Below are 20,601 nucleotides of genomic sequence, written 5' to 3'. Positions count from 1 at the left end.
GGTAACCTCTAAAATAAATTGTAACTGAGTAGGGGGGGCTGGGCGCTAGCAAGGCAAAAATAAACCTCATGCCATATAATTCTACACTCATCATTATTTTTATAGGCGTTGCAGCATTCGCTATGTTTTTACCTGTTTTTGCAGTTTATCAATAAAAAAGGGGAAAATTATTAAAAGAAAGAAGGAATTTCAGATGAAAATGTTGAAATAATAAGAATAAGCATTATGTTAGATGAAACTTTGTCCACTTAACGTGATAATATTCGCTAAATTTATTCATATTTTAATAATCATAGGATTCTTTTACGTGTTTTTGATCTAATATTAATAAATGGTTGATATATTGTGGAGGAAAAGAAATATTTACATAAAAAAGGAGGAATACTTGGGGTGAAGAATAGAATATTTCGAAATACAATAGTAAAAACGATGCTTGCACTTTTACTAATCTTCTCCGTTTTACCAGCTCATACATTAGCGGAGGTAGAGTCGCAAACAGATGAACCTTTAGAAACAAATGAATTAGCTGAACGGGATGGGGAAGCCGTTGGTGATGAAGATGAATCTATAGAGTCAGTGAATAAAGAGGAGGATTCGACAGAAGAAGATGACTCCGAAACAGAACAAAAAGAGCAACTAGAAGATGTGTCTAAAACAAAAGAGGTAGAAAAAACAACTAGTGAGCATGAAACTGATCAAGGTAATGACCAAGTACATGAACAAGAAGCTCAAAAAGAAGAGGATGACGACGCGGGAGAGGAAGCAACTACTGAAGATGAAAGTCTCAATGTAACGATTATGCATATGAATGATACACATGCCCATTTAGATCCAATGCCTAACATGCTTTCAGCAATTAAAGAAGTACGCGCTAATAAAGACAATACATTGTTATTACACGGTGGAGATGTCTTTTCCGGGACATTATATTTTAATACATTTAAAGGACAAGCGGATTTAGCGTTAATGAATCTTATGGGCTTTGATGCGATGGTTTATGGAAACCACGAATTTGATTTGGGATCAGGTGAAGGCGGGCATAAGTCTTTAGCTGAATTTGTAAAAGGCGCTAACTTTCCACTTCTTGGAACAAATGTTGATTTTTCTGCCGACCCATATATGGCGGGACTTGTTTATTCAAATAAATTAGTTGAAAATGCTTCAGGTGGGAAGTCTTATCATAGTATTGTGAAAGAAGTAGATGGCGAAAAGATTGGAATTTTCGGTTTAACGACTGAGGATACAGCAGCGATTTCAAGTCCTGTCGGTGTAAAATTTTTAGATTACTATACAACTGCAGTGGATGCAGTAAAGACATTTGAAGATGCTGGCATTGATAAAATAATTGCAGTAACGCATTTAGGGTATGACAGTAATCCAGCAGTTGGAAATGATTTAGCGCTTGCGCAAATAGATGGAATTGATGTCATTGTCGGTGGTCATACCCATACAGCTTTACAAAACCCTGTTGTCATTAAGAAAGATAGGCAAGGGCAGGAGAAAGATCCAACTGTTATTGTCCAAGCTGGTCAGTATGCAGGAAATCTTGGGACGTTGGATGTGACATTTGACGAAGAAGGGGTTGTTTCCGATTATTCAGGAGAATTATTATCTGTAAGCAATTACCCTGCTGATCCAAATGCTAGTAAGATTCTTAAAACATACAGTGATGAAATTGAAAACATCAAAAATGAACCAAGTGGTGCAGTGGCTTTAAAAGATCTACCAAATCCACGTTTAGGCGAGGATAGTAACGAGAGTGTTCGTGCGAATGAGACGGAATTAGGTAATTTAATAACAGACGCAATGCTCGCAAAAGCGAAAGAAAAATTTCCTGATACAGTGATTGCCCTACAAAATGGTGGTGGAATAAGAGCACCGATTGCCAAGGGCGAAATTACAGTCGGTGAAATTATTAGTGTAATTCCATTTGGTAATGACCCGGTTATTGTCACGGTAACTGGAGACGAATTGAAGGAGATTTTAGAACATAGTGTTCGTTTAGCACCAAAGGAAAATGGTGGGTTTTTACATGTATCTGGTATGAAGTTTACCTATGATAGTAGCAAAGAACCTGGAGATCGTGTTTTAGATATGGAAGTAAAACAGGGTGATAAATTTGTAGCTATTGAGTCGGATACTGAATATTTAATTACAACAAATCAGTTTACCGCTCAAGGTGGAGATGGGTTTGAAACATTTCAAAAAGCTTATCAAGAAGGTCGCGTAACCAATATTGGAGAAATCGACTGGGAACAGCTTCGCGATTATATGGTAAATGAAAAGTATTTGAATGGTGAAGTTGATCCAGTTCGTGAAGGCAGGATAACAGATGTAGAATCATTCGGTAGCAATGTAACGATTATGCATATGAATGATACACATGCCCATTTAGATACGATGCCACAAATGTTTACGGCAATTAAAGAAGTGCGTGAGGATCATGCTGATTCCCTCTTATTACATGGTGGAGATGTTTTTTCGGGTACATTGTATTTCAACGAATTTAAAGGGAAAGCAGATGTAACATTAATGAATTTAATGGATTTTGATGCAATGGTGTTCGGAAACCATGAATTTGATCTTGGTTCGAACGAAGGTGGTCATAAATCATTATCGGAATTTGTCAAAAGCGCTAATTTCCCACTACTAGGATCAAATGTCGATTTTACCGCTGATCCTTATATGACAGAACTTGTTCATCCGGAAAAATTAGTAGAAGATGCCAGTGGGGGAAAATCATATCATAGTATTGTGAAAGAAGTCGATGATGAAAAAATTGGAATTTTTGGCTTAACGACAGAGGATACGGCGGCGATTTCAAGTCCTGTCGGTGTAGAATTTCTAAATTATTATACAACAGCAGTAGATGCAGTGAAGATGTTTGAAGATGCTGGAATTAATAGAATTATTGCACTTACCCATTTAGGATATGACAGTAATCCAGCAGTCGGGAATGATCTAACACTTGCACAAATTGATGGAATTGATGTGATCGTTGGTGGCCATACACATACAAAGTTATCAAAGCCTGTTGTTATTACTGAAAATAGTAAGGGACAAGATAAAGATCCAACTGTCATTGTTCAAGCAGGACAATATACCGAAAACTTAGGGAAATTGGATGTTTGGTTTGATGATGAAGGGATTATTACTCATCATGAAGGGGAACTAATAGATGTAACAAAGAAGGAAGCTGATCCAGAAGCAAGTGAGGTTTTAGCACCATTTAGTGATGAGATTGATAGTATTAAAAATGAAAAAAGTGGTGCAGTTGCATTAAAAGATCTACTGAATCCACGGTTAGGTGAAGATAGTGATGATAGTGTTCGAGCAAATGAGACAGAGCTTGGTAATTTAGTAACAGATGCAATGCTTGCAAAAGCGCAAGAGAAATTCCCTGAAACAGTCATTGCGCTACAAAATGGTGGGGGAATTAGAGCACCAATTATGGAAGGCCCAATTACTGTTGGTGAAATCATCGCTGTGCTTCCGTTTGGTAATGATCCAGTAGTTGCTAATGTGACAGGTACTGAGCTGAAGGAAATTTTAGAGCATAGTGTTCGTTTAGCCCCCGGAGAAAATGGTGGATTTTTACACGTTTCTGGTATGAGGTTTATTTATGATAGTAGCAAAGAAGAGGGCAATCGTGTTTTAAAAATGGAAGTAAAACAGGACGACAAATACGTAGAAATTAAACAAGATGAGGAGTATCTCATTACGACAAACCAGTTTACTGCTCAAGGCGGGGATGGCTTTGAAACATTTGCAAAGATTTATGAAGAAGGACGAGTAAAAAATATCGGTGAAATCGATTGGGAACAACTAAAGGATTATATGGTGGAGGAAAAATATTTAGATGGTAAGGTTGATCCGGTAAGAGAAGGACGAATTTTAGACGCTGCTCGGGACGAAATACCAGGTGAAGAACCTAAAGACCCAGACCCGAAGCCGGGTGAGGATCCAGACCCGAAACCGGGTGAGGACCCAGACCCGAAACCGGGTGAGGACCCAGACCCGAAACCAGGAGACAACACAGACAAACCGGGTGATGACACAGGCAAGCAAGATGAAGATAAAAATGGTACAAAAGTAACGATTGATGAACATGATGGCAAGGGAGGAAGTAAGTTACCAAGTACCGCAACTACAATATATACGACTTTATTAGTTGGTGGTTTACTACTGTTAATCGGTGTAGCAATATTTATTTACAGAAGATATAAATTAAATTAATTGATAGATTCATAATAAATCCCTCTGTACTTTGAGTATACGAGGGATTTATTCTTACCAAAGAGGTGTAAGTGAATTAAATGTTAGTTTTTAGTTGATAGGGATCAAAAATAACTAGCTTGAAAAACAGAATACCAAAGACAGTCGCAAATTAGGGATAAAATGGAGGAAAACACCTACTTTTTTTGCACCTAACTTGCAAATTATATAAGCGGTGAACGACGTTCCAAAAGTGTATATGGCTGAAAACAAATAAATACTAACTTATCTTCATAAGCTGAAACAATGATAGTTGTATGAAAGAGAAAATAGTTTTCATCATTCGATAGATTTTGTACTTTGATCGAAGTGGATCTAACTTTTACATGTACCCATTCTATAGTGAAAAATAATAAATGCATAGGTAAGGATCTAAAAGTATCTCCTTATTTATTCATTTTTTTGATAAGTAAAGCAAGTTTCTTTAACCCTGCTTCAAGCTGTGCTTCTGTCGCATATGAATAGGAGATACGAAGATGGTTAGCATCATTTCGATCATATATATTTCCTGGATTGATTAATATTCCTTCTTTCAAAGCATTATGAAATAACTTCACTATAGACACTTCCACATTTAATTTAAGCCAAATATAAAAGCCTCCTTCAGGAATATTCCACGTAGCAACATCTGAAAAAAAGTTTTCAAGGATTTGAATGGTTAAATCTCTTCTTTTTTTCAATTTTTTTCTAATATGATAAAGATGTTCCTCATATAAACCACTTGTAAGCCATTCGGTAACGGCAAATTGTGATAATGTGCTTGAGCCATAATCAGTTTGCATCTTTATATCAGATAATCGATCAATTACTGGTTCTGGACCGACAAGCCAGCCAATACGTAATCCGGGTCCTAATGTTTTGGACATGCTCCCCATGTATAAGATTAGTCCTTGTCGATCTATTGCTTTTAGCGGTTTTAATACGGGTTGCTGAAACCATAAATCTCCATAAGCATCATCTTCAATGATTGGAAGCCTTTCCTTACTGCAAAAATCCAAAAGCTGTTTTCTTCTATTATCGGTCATTAAAACGCTAGTTGGATTTTGGAAAGAGGGAATTGTATAGAGCAAGGCACCATGATGGTGTCGTTTTAATCGTCTTAATACATCGATTCGTATTCCCTTTTTATCCATCGGAACTCCAAATAAATTCATTCCTGCAGACTGAAACACATTGACAGATGTAAGATAAGATGGTGTTTCATGAAAAATGGTAGAACCCCTATGTAGTAGGCCAAGAGAGATCAATTGTAATGCTTGAAGTCCTCCGGAAACAATTAAAACGGAATCAGGAGTAATGCCTATACCTTTTGACTTCAAATAGTCACAAATAGCTACTCGTAAATGTATATTTCCTTTTGGTTCCGTATAGCTAAGAGATAGAGTATGTTTACTACCTTGAAGAAATATTTCTTTCGTCTTTTCGGATGGGAGAAGTTCAGGGGATAGTTCGCCTGTTGAAAGACGAATAATATTAGAGCTAAATTCCTCCTTATTAATATGTTGTATGACTTCTTGATTTGGATGATGTGTCCCCGATCTTACATAACTTTTCCAATCAGGTGGTGGAGTGGAAGTAATGATACTCCATGTATTATTAATGACTATTGTCCCTCTTCCAACTTTCGATTTAATTAACCCATCTGCAACTAATTCATCGAGAGCTATAATAATTGTACTTCGGTTCACTTTAAATATTTTGGCTAATGTTCTTTGTGGGGGTATTTTTGTCCCTATTGTCCATTCTCCATTCATTATTTTCTCCTTCATATATTCATAAATTTGTTGGTGTAAAGGAATTGGAGAAGTTCGAGTTGGTTTCCATTCGTAGTTAGACATCTTTTGCACTCCCACTTTTCTTTCATTATAACGAATTGGTTGGTTTAATTTCCATCCAATTGGTTGAAGACTTACCATTTCTCTTCTTGTAAAATGTTTTTATAGGATAAAGGAGGAATAGAATGATGGAAGCATTTATCCATGGGGTAACATTAGCTTTAGGTTTAATTCTACCTCTTGGTGTTCAAAATGTTTTTATTTTTAATCAAGGAGTTACACAAAAAAGTTTTTTACGAGCAATACCAGCTGTTATAACGGCGTCAATTTGTGATACAATTTTAATCCTTTTGGCGGTCACAGGTGTTTCGATCATTGTTTTTCGTTTTGAATGGTTAACGAATCTAATATTTATTATTGGATTTTTTTTCCTAATCTATATGGGATGGTCACTATTAAAAAGCGATCTTGATAAAGAAGCAAAACAACAAATGAATGAATTTTTTACTACAAAAAGACAGATTACATTTGCGGCTTCTGTTTCGTTACTTAATCCCCATGCTATTATAGATATTATAGGAGTGATCGGTCCTAGTTCATTGTCATACAATGGCTATGAGTTGGTAATTTTTACAGCTTCCTGTATTACTGTTTCATGGATTTGGTTTTTTGGATTAGTGATTTCAGGAAGAACTCTTGGAAAGGTTGATACGACTGGCAAATTGGTAAAACGATTTAATCAAGCATCAGCGATTATCATATGGGGGATGGCTGTTTATATTGGGATTCAGGTTATAGGTGGTTAGAGGATTTAGACGAAAATAAATGTATTGTAAACTCCCTCAGAAGGATTCGATTTACTCGTACATGCACGTCTAAACTGTTTAAGTAGATCAGTATATGGGGATAGTTTCAATTTTTCGTTTTAGTTTTTTTATTGTTTAAAATTCCTGTGGATATAATTTATCAAATAGTTATATCATCCGACTGTTAATATTTTTTCATCAATGATAAAATGAATTGTAATTAAATGTAAAGGACGGGATAGCATGAAAAAGTTATTCGTACTATATATAGATGAACAAAGGGGATGTATAAAATATAAATAATAAACGCTTATAGTCCCCGATAAAAATTGGAGGGTTCTATACTTGATGTTAAATAGTGAAGGTTTTAATTTATGGGCAAATAGTTACGATCAAACGGTTCAATTATGTGAGGAGAAAAATGAGTATCCGTTCGCAGGATATAAAGCGGTACTTGGGTACATTTTTAATGAAGTGATGCAAAAGTCGAATACAAATGTGTTAGATATCGGGTTTGGAACAGGCGTTTTAACGAGTAAACTGTATGAAAACAACCATACGATTACTGGGATCGACTTCTCGAGCAACATGGTAGAGATTGCGCAGGAAAAATTGCCAACAGCTCATATGGTAGAATGGGATTTAACCGATGGCATACCTACTTTTATTAAAAATAATTCGTATGACTTTATTATTAGTACGTATGTGTTTCATCACTTTAATGATCGAAAAAAAGTAGCGCTGATAAAAAGTTTGTTAGGATCACTATCAAAGGGCGGAAAAATATTGATTGGTGATGTCGCTTTTACAACGAAAAAACAGCTTGAAACATGTAGAAAAAATAGTATCAAATGCTGGGATGAGGCTGAATATTACTTTGTTGATGAACAATTACGTCCATTATTGATGGAATGGTGCCAATCTGAGTTTCATCCGAAATCACATTGTGCTGGAGTTTTTGTCATAACACATAAGTAAACGAACATAAACGTGGGATTTCTCACGTTTTTTATTTGGTATGAAGAAAGGAAAGAATAACTCTTTCTAACTCATAAATGCAAGGTTAATTTTCGCTAAAACAAGCTTGGCGATAAGCGAAGTTTTTTAATAACATGTGAGGTGAAAAGAAGTGAAAAGGATTATCGTCATGGGTGTTTCTGCTGGTGTAGGAAAGACGACTTTTGCGAATAAATTAGGAGAAATATTACAAATAAACGTTTATCATCTTGACGCTTTATATTGGAATCCAGGCTGGGTTGAGGCATCGAATATGGAGTTCACAACGGCACAAAAAAAGATTGTTCAACAAAAAGAGTGGATTATCGAAGGAAATTATACAGCCACATACGAAATTAGAGCTGAGCATGCAGATACCATTATTTATTTGGAGTTGCCACTCCTTACTTGTCTCTATCGTGTCGTGAAACGTTGGGTAAAGAATCGGGGCACAACTCGTCCAGATATGGGAAAAGATTGTCCAGAAAAAATAGATTGGGCGTTTATTCGGTTTATTTTGACGACGTATTACCCTCGAAAAAAAGCGATGATCAAACGACTTCGTGAATTCCAAAGTAAGGGAAGAAATGTTTTTATTTTACATGGGAATAAAGATATTCAGGATTTTTTTAAAAACAATATTTAATCTTTATTCGTTCAGTTATAGATGTACCAAATTGGAAAGATTTCGATAAGAATTGTTTTATCATGAAACGAAGTAAGTCTCCATTGATTGAACGATAAAATAGCAGCTTTAATTCAATTAAATTGTGTCTACGGAGGAAAAAACATAAATAATACTTTCTATTAAAATAAGAGAGTGCACGAAACCGATCATTCAGTGAAAAGGAGGTGATTTTTTGATCAAAGGGATAAATCATCTATTATTTTCAGTTTCAGATTTAGAAGAGTCGATCGAATTTTATCAAAAGGTATTTGGTGCTACATTATTAGTAAAAGGTAGAAGTACTGCTTATTTTGATTTACATGGGATGTGGCTTGCCCTCAATGTGGAAAAAGATATTCCACGGAATGAAATCAAACAATCGTATACACATATTGCATTTTCAGTGGACGAAGCCGATTTTGATAATATGTACGAAAAACTGAAAGTATTACAAGTACCTATTTTACCAAGTCGTCCAAGAGATAAAAGGGATAGGCGCTCTGTTTATTTTACTGATCCAGATGGCCATAAATTTGAATTTCATACGGGAACGTTACAAAACAGGCTCGATTATTATAAACAGGATAAACAACATATGCATTTTTTTGAGTAAAGGCCGTTACTCGACAACTTTTTCCAAAAAAATGAGGATGAGGGAACGCGGCGTCTTCCCGCGTGCCCTTCCTCGGTAGAAATGCGCCAGAATGTCACGCGGTGCATTACGATGAAAAGCTCCCTACTGATCAAAAATATTATGTACGAAGCTCCATTTTTCTGGATCAACAATTTCACTTTTTTCTACAACTAAATTACCGCCTAAATAAATCGTTCTTCCTTTAATAGCGATAACCATTGCCTGAATGATGGGGGCGCTATCGTTTTTTTGAAAAACATCCCCCATCTTAGGTAGATCTACTTCTGGTGAAAGCGGAATTGCCTCATGTTCATTCGAATTTTTGTCTGTTCTAGGGTGTTGGAAATCAATCTTATTTGCGCCTTCTAGCAAACCAGGCACCATTACCCAGTATTCATTATGTTTGATCCCGTTCGATTTATTACTAATGACACCATTTTTTTCAATAGATGAAACTAATTCAATGGCATGGAGATGATGATGATCTAGTGAATCAGGACGCGGGTTAATGACTAAAATATAATCTCCAATTTTAGCTTGACTATTCTTATGGAGGGTATACCGTTTATGGTTACAAATAAAACTATCCAAATGCTTTGGTTTATATAATTCGATTTCTTTCGCAGTAGTAAGTTGTTGTTCTAAATCGTTTAACCTTACAAGATGGACGGACTGTTTGAAAAATGGTTTAACCGAATACACTTTATGTAATTTATTGTCATAATAAACAAACTGACCTTTTCTCACATTGTATAATTTCATTCAAAAACGCTCCTCTCGTTAAAACACTTTCCGCTTTTTAGGATATGTTGGTCCTTCTTGTTTTAATCCTTTATGAAGGGAGAACATCATAAAAATTAGAATAATCACAAATGGAAAAGCAGAAACGATTGATGCAGTTTGCAAGGCAGTGAGACCGCCAGACCATAAAAGCACTGCAGCTGCCGAGGCTTGGATGATGCCCCATACTATTTTGATTAGAAGAGGCGGATTAAGCATGCCATTTGTTGTTTGCATCCCGATAACAAATGTCGCTGAATCAGCCGATGTGATGAAAAAAGTGCTGATTAAAACAATGGATAAAACAGATGCTATTGTACTTAAAGGCAAATGACTAAGTGTTGCAAATAGCGCTATTTCAGTATTATTTCCATGCTCCATCGCTTCCCAAATACCGCCATTTCCGAACATTTCAACATGGATGCCTGTTCCACCGAAAATGGCGAACCATAAGGCACAAAATATTGTCGGTACAGCAAGAACTCCCATAATTAATTCGCGGATCGTTCTTCCTTTAGAGACGCGTGCGATAAATGTTCCAACAAAAGGGGACCAAGCAATCCACCAAGCCCAATAAAAAATAGTCCAACCTTGGATCCATTCACTATTTTCATCACTAAAAGGAGCGAGACGAAAACTCATTTTAGGTAAATACTCTACATAACTTCCAATTGTAGTCGTAAATAAATTGAGTAAAAAAGTGGTTGGTCCTAAAATTAAGAAAAAGAGCATTAACAAAATAGCGAGAAGGATATTTATATTACTTAGCCATTTAATCCCCCTACCTAGTCCGGAAATGGCGGAAAGCATGAACAAAATGGTTACTCCGATAATAATGATCATTTGTACATTAAAGTTATTCGGAATATTATTATTTAAATAGGAAAACCCACCATTAATTTGAATGGCACCTAACCCAAGGGAAGTGGCGACGCCGAATACAGTTGCAAAAACGGCAATAAGATCGATTGTTTTTCCAATTGGACCATTAACATGTTTACCAAGTAATGGATAAAATGTTGCGCTAATTGTTCCTGGTGCATTTTTTCTAAATTTAAAATAGGCAAGAGCTAAGGCGATAAGTGCATAAATGCCCCAAGGATGTAATCCCCAATGAAAAAAAGCAAAACGTAATGCATTTTCTGCAGCTTCCGGAGTCTGTGCATCTCCAAATGGTGGGACATAAAAATGAGAAATAGGTTCAGCAATTCCCCAAAATACAAGGCCAATGCCCATTCCTGCACTAAATAACATCGCAAACCAACTGAATGTACTGTATTCAGGTTCATCATCATCTTTGCCGAGTTTGATGTTCCCGTATTTTGAGAAAGCTAGGTAGATTGTGAATAGTAAAAAAGTACTAGCGGAAATAAGATAAAACCAACCGAATCTTGTCTGTAAAAATTGTTGAATGTTGGATGATACAGATTCAAGGTGACTTGGTGCAATTGCTCCCCATAAAATAAAAATAACAGCTAAACAAACAGATATCATAAAAACAGGGGTTGTTCCTTTCATTGAATCTCCTCCCAGGGTGAGAAATGTAAGTTACCCTAACTTAATAATTGTAAAATTACGCTTTTATCATTATGTGACAAATTGTTCATTTTATGTGAAGGTAAAATAGTTGCAATGTATAATGAAAGATTTTTGAGTCAATTTCATAAATGCTTAATATGAGATATAAATGCGAACTAAAATACAAACTCTTATTGTTCGTATGCTTTAGATCTCTAACTTAAGATGATTGGAATGACTGCAGATGACTTCTGCGGGAAGATAGGATTAGAAGACCCCGCAAGATAAAGCCTAAGGATGCTCACCTGCTGTCTGCAGAAAGTATCCGCCTAGAGTGGGAATACAATTTGCTACATAAAAAATGTTCGGTTCTTCTCCTCATTAAATAAATGATGAAATGGATTCATTGATAAAAAATTTCATTTTTTTCAGGTTGACGCGTGATATTATGTCTATAAGAATGGTACAATAGTAGGAGATTATCTTGTGGAGGAATAACAATGCAAAAGATAATAAAAGGTTTTATAATATGTGCAATGATGATAACGTTTGGGATTATTGGTGTTTTTGTTGTTGAATCAAAAACGGAGGTTGTTCAAGAAGTGAATGATCAGCAGTTGGTTGAACATACACCCAAGATTGTATCTGCTGATGATCAGCTTTTATATGAGGATAGTAGATTAATTGGAATACATATTGCTTTAGGAGAAGTGTTAGGAAAGGCGACTTTAAGTAATGGAGGAATTCTTGGAGCAGATGAAGATCAACGGAGACATGTTCGGAAAAAGAATCTAGATTTCTATCCTGATGAGATAAAAAAAGTGATTGAAATAATAAATCGATCGATCTACAAAAGTGGAAAATGATTGAACAAAAAGTCAAATAAATCCCTCATTGCTAAAGGGATAGGGTCAAGACTACCATTTTAGGCAAAGTATTCTACCAATTATTTGATATTTATGATATAGGTCCATTGACAAAATCTCTCATAATGCTAGAAGCAAATGAGAGATTTTTTATACAATTATCAAACTCAAAAGGGGAATTATTGTGAATAATCACCCAAAAGTTCCATTCACCGTAAGTAAATGGGTATATGTCCTAAATGGAATTACGATTTTATGACCATTTTTAATTTGGAAATCGTACTAATCTTTATCATTCCATCAATCGATATGATGGGTCACTATCTTGGAGTTTGGTATGTGATCGTCGTATTTGCTGTTCCACTTTTGACGATTGAACTGTTTGTTGTCCGATTAAATAAAATAAAGGATGAGGCTAGTGGGATTAGAACAAATTAAAAATGAATTCAATGCAATTGCTAAAACAATTTATTTTGATAAGGCTCATTTTTTAAGGGAAAAAGCTTCTGACGAAAAGGCGGTAAGGATATTTCTAGAAAAAGTAGAAAGGCTTTTGCAAGAAAATGATCGAAAGCTGGAAGAACTTTATTTTGTGTATGGTGTTTTCGGCAATTTATATCGTGTGATAGGTCACCCGAAAAAAGCAATTCACTATTTACAACAAGCATTATGTTTAGCTGAAAGGGAGAACGATGATTCGCGAAAGGTTGTTTTTCTTATTCGTTTAGGAGAGGCGTTGAAATATAATGAAGAACATGAAAAAGCGCTGAAAACATTTGATAAAGCAATGGATCTTAGCGATACGCTCCAAGTTAGAAAGTATAACGATTTTATCTTCCAACATAAAGGAAAATGTTTGCTAGAATTAGGACATTTACTAGAAGCCGAAAAGTGTTTTCTAGAAGCACTTCACATTAGAAAAGAAAAAGGAGATCCTGAGTTAGTAGCTTCGACTGAATTAGCAATTGAATTAGTGAAAAAAAGTAAGTAATAAGCGTACTAAATAAATCAGCTATATGGGATTTCCTTGAATCCTTCTACATAAACAAAAACCTATAGTTCTTACGGCTTACTTTTCAAATTTTCCTTTATTATCGGTTCATACTAATGTAAAATAAAGGTGATCTGAAAATAAGGAACGTTCAACTTACATAAAATGGCTTCTAAAAGACGAAGGAGGAATTGTGATGAGTATTTTAAGAAGATTTAAAGATATTATGGCGAGTAATATTAATGCATTGCTTGATAAAGCAGAGGATCCTGAGAAAATGATCGATCAATATTTGCGAAACTTGAACCGTGATCTAGGGCAAGTGAGAGCTGAAACAGCAACAATCATGGCAGAAGAGCAAAGAGCGAAACGTAATTTAGAAGAATGTGTAGCAGATATAAATAAAATGCAAAATTATGCCGTAAAGGCACTTGAAGCTGGCAACGATGATGATGCAAGAAAATTTTTAGAAAGAAAAGCGACATTAACTGCAAAAGAAACAGATCTTAGAACGACACTTGAATTAGCGGAAGCCAACAGTGTCCAGATGAGACAGATGCATGATAAACTCGTAAAAGACATTGGCGAGCTTGATGCCCGCAGAGCGATGCTGAAAGGAAAAGCAGCGGTCGCCAAAACACAAAAAAGAATGAACGAAATTGGTACATCGGTAACTGGTGCAAATCAATCTATTTCCGCGTTTGATCGGATGGAAGAAAGAGTGAATAAATCTCTTGATGAGGCACAAGCAATGGCTGAATTAAATAGAGGGCAAGAGGATGATATAAAAGATTTAGCAGCCAAATATGAAACGAAAGTAGATGTAGAAGACGAGTTAGCTGCACTTAAAGCCAATCTAGCTAGCAAAGAGGAATAAGCATGTTAAGGTGTAAATCATGGCCGTAGCTTAAGTTACGGTCTTTTTTACATCGGATAATAAAGCGAATATTCCTCCATTCGATTGTCGTGTCCGAATAGATAAAAGAGGTGATTGTATTGTTAATCCATTATAAATGTCCAAATTGTGGCGATGATATGGCTTTTGATAGTGAGTCAGGGGCACTTTCTTGTAGTAGTTGTGGCAGGCAAGATAATATTGAACAATTTTCGGATGATTACATAAAAAATGTATTTACAGAAGAAGATGCAAAAGAATACCATTGTGAAAACTGTGGGGCTGTCGTCATTACTGATAATGATACGACAGCAACATCTTGTAGTTTTTGTGGAGCTGGTGTCGTATTAGGGGATCGATTGACTGGAAAGTTAGCACCTGGAAAAGTGATACCATTTACGATAAGTAAAGATCAAGCACGGGCAGCATTTAAGAAGTGGTGTAAAAATGGTCGTCTTACACCTAAAGGTTTTATGACCGCTGATCGGATTAAAAATATTACTGGAATGTATGTCCCTTTTTGGATCTACGATTTAAATAGTAAAGTGAAATATGAAGGTGCTGGAAAAAAGGTAAGAACGTATACGAGAGGCGATTATATTTATACAGAAACGAAGCATTATGATGTGTATCGTGATATCGATCTTTATCATGTTAGAGTACCTGTTGATGCATCAGAAAAAATGAATGATGAGATAATGGATAAACTAGAACCATACCATTATAACGATTTAAAAACGTTTAAAACACCATACTTAGCAGGTTATCTTGCAGAAAAATATAATTATGACGATAATGAGTTATTTCCACGCGTTAAATCTAAGATTAGTAGTTTTGTTGATTCGTATGTCCGTTCCACGATAACAGGCTATTCATCTGTTACTAAAAAACATGAACAAATCAACACGAACAATTTAAACAGTACGTATGTCTTATTTCCTGTGTGGATGGTTTATTATGATTATGATCGGCAAGAACATACTTTTGCGATGAATGGGCAAACAGGAAAAATTGTTGGGAAACCACCGATTTCACCTAAAAAAGTAGCAACTTGGTTTGGTGGAATTGCTGCATCATCATTTATTATCATTAAACTACTAGCATTTATCGTTAGTGGGGTGATTTGGTAATGAAAAGCTTAAAAAGCATCATTATTGCTCTCATTTTCCTTTTATTTATTCCGTTTTTTTCAAACGAAGCACATGCCGAAACAGTTGAAAAACAGCGAGTTTTTGATGATGCGAATCTATTATCGGATGATGAGGTCGAAAAGCTGGAAAAATTAGCTGCAAAATATAGTAAGAAAAGGGAAACTGACTTTATTATTATAACGCAAGAAAACATAGAGATAGATATTGAACAATATATGAACGATTTTTACGATGAAGAAGGATTAGGGTATGATAAAAAACATGGAAACACGGCGATGATTGGGCTCGATATGACAGAGCGTGATGTCGTCTTACACGGTTTTGCTAAAGCACAAACATATCTCGATCCTGATCGCCTTACCCAAATTCGGGAAAAAATTACACCTTATTTATCGGAAGGAAATTATTATACAGCTTTTGAGTCGTATATTTTACTGGTAGATAAATATATGAATTATCGTCCCGGTGTTAATCCGGAAAATCCAATTTATCGTACATGGGTACAGTTCATTATTGCAATCGGATTAGGAGCAGTCATTGTCGGAGGAATGGCGTACAATGTGAAACCGAAAATGACAACTACTCCTGGAACGTATCGGGACACTGAACGATCAAAAGTGTTACAACGAAGGGATCGCTATATTCGTACAACTGTCACAAAACGAAGAAAACCGAAACAATCAAGTGGTGGCGGTGGAAGTGGAAGAAGTGGTGGAAGTATTGGGCGCACAAGTGGTGGATTTTCAAGAAGTAGTAGTAGAGGTAAATTTTAAAAAACGGAGAGGAGCATGAAAATGATGAGTTTTTTTAAAGGGCAATTAGCGAATGTTGTAGAATGGGACGAATTTCGGGAAGATATGATTTTTTGGAAATGGCATAATAATGAAATTAAAAAGGGTAGTAAATTAATCATTCGTCCTGGGCAAGATGCGATTTTTTACAATCAAGGTAGAATTGAAGGGATTTTTGAAAAAGAGGGCGATTATGATGTGGACTCTGATATTATTCCATTTTTATCGACGTTAAAAGGATTTAAATTCGGTTTTAATTCGGGCATGCGTGTAGAAGTTTTATTTGTTAATACGAAGGAGTTTACGGTAAAATGGGGAACAAAAAGTGCGATTCATTTACCAGCTCCAGGTTTACCTGGCGGGCTTCCGATTCGTGCCAATGGAACGTTTAACTTTAAAGTAAATGATTATGTCTCCTTGATTGATAAAATTGTCGGTGTACGAAATAGTTATTTGGTGGAAGATATCAAAATTAGAATTACTGCTGTTCTCGACCAGCTACTAATGAAGTGGATTGGACGAGAAGGGAAAGATATGTTTAATTTGCAAATGAATGCAGATGAAATTGCAGCTGGGATTAAGCAAGATCTTGATATGCAATTAGTCGATGATGGCATGACGATTACTCGTTTCCATATTATGAGCTTCAACTACCCGAAAGAAATTCAAGATATGATTAAAAAGTCCGCTTCCCACGGCATGATTGGTGATGTGAAGAAATATCAGCAAGTAGAACTCACCGATGCAATGGCATCGGGAAAAATGGGTGGTGAAGGTGGCAGTGGTTCTGGAACGGCCTCTGAAATGGCTGGTATGATGATGGGAATGAATGTAGCGAAAGAAATGATGGAAAGTATGCGTGATTCGGGCGGTGAAACGTCAAAAGGACAAAGTGAACCGCAAAATCAACAAGCAAGTTCTGGGGGACAAGGGAATATCCCTAATTTTTGCCCAAATTGTGGAACGAAAACGAGTGGTGGGAACTTCTGTAGTAATTGTGGGCATAAATTAGTGTAAGTAAGTTCGATAGAGGGAGCATAATGAATAACGTTCTGGAAATGCTTATTTTGTGTGAAACTAATAAACTTGTTCATTAACATCCTACTGCTAAAAAATATTCATAAAAATCAAACGATAAAATAAAAGCTTTTTCCTCACCTACTGTAAGATGAAATTGGGTGAGGATTTTTTGCTAAAAAGTAAGAACAGGAGAAGGCACGTTCGCCCTCCTGTTTTTTCTATTTCGTGTAGAAATGTAAAAGCAATTGCACCACACCCAACCCAACAGTATGTATAAATGACTATGAAAAATCAGAATATACTTGTTACTGATAGAGAAAAGGGCATTCCTCGGGGACGAATAGATTGCTAATTGTTACCCTAAAAAACAGAAAACGTCATTCCTTGGGGACGAATAGATTGCTAATTGTTACCCGATAAAAGAGAAAACGACATTCTTACAAATAAGTCCTAATCCAGGTTTCTGCGAAAAAAATTTTGATCAAAATGGAGCATTTGGCATACTATCAACCCTATTGTAATAAGGTTTTAGTTTCAAATGTTCAATCTTAGCGACCAGCTACACAAGGGTGTAAAATCTTCAAATCGGGCTATCTACATCCTGCCAGAACGAATAATCGTAAAGATCATAAACAAAAACATTAATGTTGCAATGACAGAACCGATTTCAATCACAGGTATCCGAAAAAGCAGATTCGTTTGTCCAGAGATAGAAGCACCAATGATAAGGCCTACCATTAAGATACTGAACGAAAGTAAAATAATACTGAAGGAAAGCCGGTTGCTAATTCGGTCAAGCCGTTTCAAAAAAGATTGCATGTCCGTTACATTTATATCAAAGTGCAATTTTCCTTTCTTAACAGTTGAGGCAATATCTTTCATATCTTTTGGAAGTTCAGATAAAATTTCTGCATTCTCCATGATTTGATCTAACGATTCCTTGGCGATATTTTTCGGATGGAAACGTGCCTTCATTAATTTTTCCCCGAAAGGTTCCACTGCTTTCATAATACTAAACGTTGGATTCAATTTTTTCATGATTTCTTCCATCGTTAAAATTGCCTTTCCTAAAATTGTAATATCGTTTGGAATTTGTACTTCATGTGCATAGGCAATGGAAAAAATTTCGGCAATGACTCCACCTAAACTAATGTCTTTAAGGGCAATATCATAATATGTAGCTTGAAGATGTTCCAAATCCCGATAAAGGGAATCCCTATCCGTCGTACCGTCGATCAAGCCCATCGATGTGAATGTTTTAATCATTCCTTTTATGTTTCCACGTTGTAAATGGATAATTAGGGTGGCAAAATTATATTTTAACTCATCACTTAAGCGACCGACCATGCCAAAATCTAAAAAAGCGATCACATTATTTGGCATAATATAAATATTACCTGGATGTGGGTCTCCATGGAAAAAGCCATTCTCTAAAATTTGCACAAACATAGCGTTTGTAATTCTTTCGGCAATAACATTTCGATCATATCCCTTTTCATCGAGTGTATCAATATGGGTTACTTTAATCCCATGAATCATTTCCATTGTCAATACTTTTTTTGTAGAAAGATCCCAATAAATTTTAGGAATATGGACTGTTTCATCATCCCTAAATTGATTCGCAATCCGTTCAGCATTACGTCCTTCAACACTGTAATTTAATTCATCTCGAAGGGAGTAGGAAAATTCCTCTATCATTTCCCGAATTCGGTATGTTCTCGCCCATGTAAATCGATCTTCTAAAAGTCTAGCAAGATCATGAAGAATTTCTAAATCGGTTTCAATGGTTGGTTGAATATCAGGGCGCTGAATTTTAATGGCAACTTCTTCACCTGCAAATGTTTGTGCAATATGTACTTGTCCAATCGAAGCAGTTGCTAGTGGTGTTTCATTCACCTGTTCCAATAAGTTCTCCAGTGAATCACCGAGTTCAGCTTCCATAATGGAGCGCACTTCCGAAAAAGAAAATGACTGAACATCATCTTGAAGCTTCTCTAATTCCGTTGCAATTTCTTCTGGAATTAAATCACGTCTTGAACTAGCAATCTGTCCTAATTTGATAAAGGTAGGACCTAGCTCCTGGAACGTTTTTCTTAACCTCATCCCAATATCTTTCATATTCATATTTACATTTTCTTCTTTTTTATGACGCCGTTCTATTAAGCCAATTCGAAACAAAAAATGACTAAAACCATTTTTAAAAAATCCATTTAGTATTTCTTGAAATCGTTGGGTGTGCTTCATTCTTCGTCGAAACATTGTATTCTCCTCCTAGCAAATGGCTAGTATCTGTTTTCCCTATCTTATACGAATAAAAAGCTACTATTGCTTATCATTATAGAAGACAGGGAGTACAAAACCAATTATTTATTAAATGGATCCCTTGTAAGACTATGATGGTGATCGAATTCTTTAGCGCATAATCCTTAGAAACAGCACATTTCGCAATCGTTTTTTAAGAAAGAAAGCTTAACATTTACATCTTCCTGATTATGTTGATTATTGAATGTAAGAATGAAATGTAAGTAAAGTGACATATATCACAGACTTTTACAATGAAAGTGATTATCATTTAAGTAAAGAAAATAGAGGAGGTTATTCTAATGAAATTATTTACAGCGGAAAATACACCTGCATATATCGTAAAAGTCTTCCCACAAGCGAGCGATATATTTATCAAATATATGATTGATTATTGTTGTGGTGGCAGTAAACCCTTAAAGGAAAGCTTTAAGGAGAAAAATCTACCGAGAGAATTAATTTTATCTGAACTAAATACTGCTTACCAAAATTGGCGAACAGAAGATAATGAGGTAATGGACTGGGATACAGTTCCACTACCAGAATTAATCGATCATATTGTACATCACCATCACGATTACTTAAAAAATGAGTTGCCTGCACTTGGAGAATTTGTAACGAAAATTTTTCGTGTACATGGTGCGGATGAGCCACATTTACAAGATCTCCACCGTTTATATAATGAATTTCGGATGGAAATGGAACAACATACAATAAAAGAAGAGGCAGAAGTGTTCCCACTAATTAAACAATATGCAGAAAATCCGAATCCAGAGCTTTTACAGCGAATTAAAGAGGCGAACGGTGATTTAGAAGATGAACATGAAGTAGCTGGTGATTTATTGAAAAAAATGCGTTCTATTACAAATGGATTTGTACCCCCAATCCATGCGTGTGGATCTTATCATATTACGTATGATCGATTAGCTGAACTTGAATTGGATACATTCCAACATGTTCATTTGGAGAATAATGTATTATTTGCGCAATTATGATCAGGTACTGAGTAGGGGATTTCAACTCTCCTGTTTTAAATAATAGGCTTTGTGATAGTTTAAGATTGATATTTGGAATAAAAATAGAACTTTGATAAAAAATGAAGTTCTATTTTTGTTTTACCTTACTCAACTAAAGC

Annotated in this window: 17 protein-coding genes; 13 read left to right on the top strand and 4 right to left on the bottom strand. The window is 35.7% G+C overall.

The genetic code is table 11. From position 1 onward, the window contains the following. The first annotated feature begins 390 nt into the window (after positions 1-390). Positions 391-4,236 (top strand): 5'-nucleotidase C-terminal domain-containing protein, encoded by a 3,846-nt coding sequence (locus DFR56_RS23605; RefSeq protein WP_244916609.1) that lies wholly within the window; start codon positions 391-393, stop codon positions 4,234-4,236. 425 nt (positions 4,237-4,661) lie between these two features. Here DFR56_RS23605 and DFR56_RS21380 read toward each other — a convergent pair whose 3' ends face one another. Then, entirely contained in the window at positions 4,662-6,113 is a 1,452-nt protein-coding gene (locus tag DFR56_RS21380; protein WP_110397508.1) for an aminotransferase-like domain-containing protein, read from the bottom strand. 125 nt (positions 6,114-6,238) lie between these two features. Between DFR56_RS21380 and DFR56_RS21375 the strand changes: the two genes are divergently transcribed. The 4 genes from DFR56_RS21375 to fosM all read left to right on the top strand — a co-directional run bounded on the left by DFR56_RS21375 (position 6,239) and on the right by fosM (position 9,132). Continuing rightward, a complete protein-coding gene (locus tag DFR56_RS21375) occupies positions 6,239-6,856 on the top strand; it encodes a LysE/ArgO family amino acid transporter (RefSeq protein ID WP_110397507.1) in 618 nt (205 codons plus the stop codon). Positions 6,857-7,204: 348 nt separating this feature from the next. Beyond that, a complete protein-coding gene (locus DFR56_RS21370; protein ID WP_242694603.1) occupies positions 7,205-7,834 on the top strand; it encodes a class I SAM-dependent methyltransferase in 630 nt (209 codons plus the stop codon). 151 nt (positions 7,835-7,985) lie between these two features. After that, complete coding sequence (locus DFR56_RS21365) at positions 7,986-8,498, top strand: P-loop NTPase family protein (RefSeq protein WP_110397493.1); 513 nt, start codon at positions 7,986-7,988, stop codon at positions 8,496-8,498. Positions 8,499-8,712: 214 nt separating this feature from the next. After that, positions 8,713-9,132 (top strand): FosM family fosfomycin resistance protein, encoded by a 420-nt coding sequence (gene fosM / locus DFR56_RS21360; RefSeq protein WP_110397492.1) that lies wholly within the window; start codon positions 8,713-8,715, stop codon positions 9,130-9,132. A gap of 123 nt (positions 9,133-9,255) precedes the next feature. Here the strand turns inward: fosM and DFR56_RS21355 are convergent, their stop codons facing one another. Continuing rightward, complete coding sequence (locus DFR56_RS21355) at positions 9,256-9,915, bottom strand: hypothetical protein (protein ID WP_110397491.1); 660 nt, start codon at positions 9,913-9,915, stop codon at positions 9,256-9,258. An 18-nt stretch (positions 9,916-9,933) separates the two neighbouring features. Next, positions 9,934-11,451 (bottom strand): glycine betaine uptake BCCT transporter, encoded by a 1,518-nt coding sequence (locus DFR56_RS21350; RefSeq protein ID WP_110397490.1) that lies wholly within the window; start codon positions 11,449-11,451, stop codon positions 9,934-9,936. A gap of 500 nt (positions 11,452-11,951) precedes the next feature. On the opposite strand from DFR56_RS21350, the gene DFR56_RS21345 reads away from it, so the two are divergent. From DFR56_RS21345 to DFR56_RS21315, 7 genes are all read left to right on the top strand, one after another. Then, a complete protein-coding gene (locus tag DFR56_RS21345; protein WP_110397489.1) occupies positions 11,952-12,317 on the top strand; it encodes a hypothetical protein in 366 nt (121 codons plus the stop codon). 255 nt (positions 12,318-12,572) lie between these two features. Continuing rightward, positions 12,573-12,755, top strand: a complete 183-nt coding sequence (locus tag DFR56_RS21340; RefSeq protein ID WP_110397488.1) for a hypothetical protein — start codon at positions 12,573-12,575, stop codon at positions 12,753-12,755. Then, positions 12,736-13,308, top strand: coding sequence for a hypothetical protein (locus DFR56_RS21335; protein ID WP_158525759.1), 573 nt, complete (start codon positions 12,736-12,738; stop codon positions 13,306-13,308). Before DFR56_RS21340 ends, DFR56_RS21335 begins: the two co-directional genes overlap by 20 nt. A 196-nt stretch (positions 13,309-13,504) precedes the next feature. Continuing rightward, the gene (locus DFR56_RS21330; protein ID WP_110397486.1) at positions 13,505-14,185 is read left to right on the top strand and encodes a PspA/IM30 family protein; all 681 of its coding nucleotides are present in this window, start codon (positions 13,505-13,507) and stop codon (positions 14,183-14,185) included. Positions 14,186-14,304: 119 nt separating this feature from the next. After that, positions 14,305-15,333 carry a TFIIB-type zinc ribbon-containing protein gene (locus DFR56_RS21325; RefSeq protein ID WP_110397485.1) on the top strand — a complete coding sequence of 343 codons (1,029 nt, stop codon included), beginning with the start codon at positions 14,305-14,307 and terminating at the stop codon, positions 15,331-15,333. After that, positions 15,333-16,127, top strand: a complete 795-nt coding sequence (locus DFR56_RS21320; RefSeq protein ID WP_110397484.1) for a TPM domain-containing protein — start codon at positions 15,333-15,335, stop codon at positions 16,125-16,127. Before DFR56_RS21325 ends, DFR56_RS21320 begins: the two co-directional genes overlap by 1 nt. 24 nt (positions 16,128-16,151) lie before the next feature. Next, positions 16,152-17,162, top strand: a complete 1,011-nt coding sequence (locus DFR56_RS21315) for an SPFH domain-containing protein (RefSeq protein WP_110397506.1) — start codon at positions 16,152-16,154, stop codon at positions 17,160-17,162. Positions 17,163-17,759: 597 nt separating this feature from the next. Here DFR56_RS21315 and DFR56_RS21310 read toward each other — a convergent pair. After that, positions 17,760-19,424, bottom strand: coding sequence for an ABC1 kinase family protein (locus DFR56_RS21310; RefSeq protein WP_110397483.1), 1,665 nt, complete (start codon positions 19,422-19,424; stop codon positions 17,760-17,762). A 344-nt stretch (positions 19,425-19,768) separates the two neighbouring features. Here DFR56_RS21310 and ric point away from each other — a divergent pair, with 344 nt between their 5' ends. Next, a complete protein-coding gene (gene ric / locus DFR56_RS21305; protein WP_110397482.1) occupies positions 19,769-20,461 on the top strand; it encodes an iron-sulfur cluster repair di-iron protein in 693 nt (230 codons plus the stop codon). Positions 20,462-20,601 lie beyond the last annotated feature (140 nt).

The organism is Pseudogracilibacillus auburnensis, assembly GCF_003201975.1.
In the GTDB taxonomy this organism is placed as follows: domain Bacteria; phylum Bacillota; class Bacilli; order Bacillales; family Amphibacillaceae; genus Pseudogracilibacillus; species Pseudogracilibacillus auburnensis.
This window is presented reverse-complemented; position numbering and strand designations above follow the sequence as displayed.

Coding starts and splice junctions, on each gene's coding strand:
- DFR56_RS21380 (WP_110397508.1), bottom strand. CDS start 6,113: ATGTCTAACTACGAATGGAAACCAACTCGAACTTCTCCAATTCCTTTA.
- DFR56_RS21375 (WP_110397507.1), top strand. CDS start 6,239: ATGGAAGCATTTATCCATGGGGTAACATTAGCTTTAGGTTTAATTCTA.
- DFR56_RS21370 (WP_242694603.1), top strand. CDS start 7,205: ATGTTAAATAGTGAAGGTTTTAATTTATGGGCAAATAGTTACGATCAA.
- DFR56_RS21355 (WP_110397491.1), bottom strand. CDS start 9,915: ATGAAATTATACAATGTGAGAAAAGGTCAGTTTGTTTATTATGACAAT.
- DFR56_RS21350 (WP_110397490.1), bottom strand. CDS start 11,451: ATGAAAGGAACAACCCCTGTTTTTATGATATCTGTTTGTTTAGCTGTT.
- DFR56_RS21345 (WP_110397489.1), top strand. CDS start 11,952: ATGCAAAAGATAATAAAAGGTTTTATAATATGTGCAATGATGATAACG.
- DFR56_RS21340 (WP_110397488.1), top strand. CDS start 12,573: ATGACCATTTTTAATTTGGAAATCGTACTAATCTTTATCATTCCATCA.
- DFR56_RS21330 (WP_110397486.1), top strand. CDS start 13,505: ATGAGTATTTTAAGAAGATTTAAAGATATTATGGCGAGTAATATTAAT.
- DFR56_RS21320 (WP_110397484.1), top strand. CDS start 15,333: ATGAAAAGCTTAAAAAGCATCATTATTGCTCTCATTTTCCTTTTATTT.
- DFR56_RS21315 (WP_110397506.1), top strand. CDS start 16,152: ATGAGTTTTTTTAAAGGGCAATTAGCGAATGTTGTAGAATGGGACGAA.
- DFR56_RS21310 (WP_110397483.1), bottom strand. CDS start 19,424: ATGTTTCGACGAAGAATGAAGCACACCCAACGATTTCAAGAAATACTA.
- ric (WP_110397482.1), top strand. CDS start 19,769: ATGAAATTATTTACAGCGGAAAATACACCTGCATATATCGTAAAAGTC.